Below are 1,679 nucleotides of genomic sequence, written 5' to 3'. Positions count from 1 at the left end.
CCAGGCCACTGGCCTGCACCCGGCGCAACACGGCTTCGGCTGCCTCCTGGGTACTGAAGGCGATGTGGCTCAGGTGCGGCTCAGGGCAATGGGCCTGTTCGATGACGTGCACCAGCGCCGCCTCGCCCTGGTACAACCAGCGCCCGGGAAAGGGAAACGGCGGCCGCCGGCCCGTTTGCAGGCCCAGCAGATCGGCGAAGGCCTGCTGCAACGCCTCGCCCTCGGCGCAGTTGAACGCCAGGTGATCGAAGCGCCAGTTCATAGCAGGCCTCCACCATCGACATCGATCAGGCTCCCGCTGATAAAGCCGTTCTCCATGGCCAGGATAAAGGCCGCCGCCACCTCATCCGGCTGGCCGACGCGGCCCACCGGCAGGTTGGCACCGGTGCGGGCGAACATGGCTTCGCGGGCGTCCTCGGGCATCCCGGCATAGGCTTCGGTGGCGGTGACCCCGGGGCTGATGACATTCACCCGGCGTGGCGCCAGCTCCTTGGCCAGGTGCTTGCCCAGGGCTTCGAGGGCGGCGTTGAGGGTGGTCTTGAGCACTTGCCCGGGGACCATTTTGCGCGACAGCAGGCCCGAGGTCAGGCTGATGCTGCCTTGCGGCGCGAGTGTCGGCAGCGCCGCCTGGACCGCGCGCCACACGCCCCAGAACTTCACCTCAAAAGCCCGCTGGGCATCCAGCAGATCGGTGTCGGCCAGGGGCTTGGCGGCAATGGCCGGACCGGCGCTGATCACCAGGTGATCGAAGGCCCCCACCCTGGCGAACAAGGCCTGGAGACTGGCGGTATCGGTAATGTCCACGGCGATGCTGCAGGCCGATTCCGGCAGCTGTGCCTGCTGGCGCTGCAAGGCCTCGAGGCTGCGCCCCGCCAGTACCACCCGAGCACCACGGGCCGCGGCCTGGCGCGCCACCGCAGCGCCGATGCCGCTGCCGGCGCCAATCACCACCAAGGTTTGCTGGGCCAGGCTTGAGTTGGAAAGAGTCATTGCGATCACCTGCTGCGATTGAAAGTGATTGCATCTTCCCAGCTTGCCAATCGAGGAAAAATCCAGCTAAAAAGCAAAGATCTTTAAAGGATTTTTATTAATGAGCTCGATACTGGACCTGGAAATCTTCGTACGCACCGCCGATGCCGGGAGCATTTCCGCCGCGGCCCGCTCCCTGGGCCTGACCGCCGCAGCCGCCAGCATCGCCCTCAAGCGCCTGGAAACCCGCCTCGGCAGCCGTCTGCTGGCGCGTTCCACCCGCAGCATGCGGCTCACCGAGGAAGGCCGCCGCTACCTGGAAAGCGTGCGCCTGGCCCTGACCACCCTGGAGGACGGCGAGCTGGCGCTCAAGCAGCAGAGCCTGGGCCTGGCCGGGGTGCTGCAACTGTCGGCGCCCTCGGACTTCGGGCGCAATGCCCTGCTTCCCTGGCTCGATGAATTCAAGGCCGAGCACCCGCAACTGCGCCTGCAACTGCGGCTCGATGATCGCCACGCCGACCTGTTCCGCGACGCTGTGGATGTGGCCCTGCGCTTTGGCGTGCCCGAGGATTCCAGCCTGGTGGCCTTGCCGATTCTCCCCGGGCACCGGCGCATCGCCTGCGCCAGCCCGGCCTACCTGGCCCGTTGCGGGGTGCCGCAAAACCCCGAGGCGCTGGCCGGGCACAGCGCCCTGCTGTACCTGCGCAACG

2 protein-coding genes and 1 pseudogene are annotated in these 1,679 nt (G+C 67.3%); 1 reads left to right on the top strand and 2 read right to left on the bottom strand.

Annotated features, from left to right (window positions below; genetic code table 11):
* Together F6S12_RS31520 and F6S12_RS31515 are read right to left on the bottom strand one after the other, a co-directional pair.
* Nucleotides 1–262, bottom strand: a pseudogene (locus tag F6S12_RS31520) (hypothetical protein); the annotation flags it as partial.
* Nucleotides 259–990: an SDR family oxidoreductase gene (locus F6S12_RS31515; RefSeq protein WP_053151981.1), complete on the bottom strand. Its 732-nt coding sequence runs from the start codon at nucleotides 988–990 to the stop codon at nucleotides 259–261. The pseudogene F6S12_RS31520 and the gene F6S12_RS31515, both read right to left, overlap by 4 nt.
* Before the next feature lie 100 nt (nucleotides 991–1,090).
* Here F6S12_RS31515 and F6S12_RS31510 point away from each other — a divergent pair.
* Nucleotides 1,091–1,679 (top strand): LysR family transcriptional regulator (locus tag F6S12_RS31510; RefSeq protein ID WP_315869834.1); only part of this gene is annotated, 589 nt, incomplete at its 3' end.

This window comes from Pseudomonas sp. JV245A (genome assembly GCF_032424515.1).
GTDB classification, from domain to species: Bacteria; Pseudomonadota; Gammaproteobacteria; order Pseudomonadales; family Pseudomonadaceae; genus Aquipseudomonas; species Aquipseudomonas protegens.
Note: the sequence above shows the minus strand (reverse complement) of the source record. Positions and strands in the feature narration are given on the sequence as shown.